Annotated in this window: 1 protein-coding gene; it reads left to right on the top strand. The window is 72.2% G+C overall.

Going from position 1 to position 352, the window contains the following annotated elements; all coding sequences use genetic code 11:
* The coding region (locus ACFWI9_RS34800; RefSeq protein WP_387169428.1) for a C40 family peptidase at positions 1 to 249 on the top strand (249 nt) is incomplete at its 5' end.
* Between the last annotated feature and the right edge of the window lie 103 nt (positions 250 to 352).

Here is a 352-nt window from a genome sequence, read left to right as displayed (position 1 = left end):
CCGCCGCGCCTCGCGGCCGCCCAGGCCGGTGCCGGACAGCGGATCCCCGCCGGCCTCGGTCCGCTCGTCCTCAAGCCCGGCGACCTCGTCTTCTTCGCCACCGCGCCCGGACGCGATTCCACGATCTACCACGTCGGGATCTACCTGGGCAGCGGACAGATGGTCAACGCCCCCCGCCCGGGCACCGTCGTACGCCTGGACGCTGTCAACACGATGTCCGGCTACGCGGGGGGAGCACGGCTCCTGTGACCACCACCCCACGCACACCGCGGTTGCTGGTGCTGAGCACCGTCATCCTCTCCGTCGCCGGCGTCGCGCTGCTGTGCGTGCGGCACGGTCAGGTACCGTCGAC

The sequence above is a fragment of the Streptomyces sp. NPDC127084 genome (assembly GCF_042724175.1).
Lineage (GTDB): Bacteria > Actinomycetota > Actinomycetes > Streptomycetales > Streptomycetaceae > Streptomyces.
Note: the sequence above shows the minus strand (reverse complement) of the source record. Positions and strands in the feature narration are given on the sequence as shown.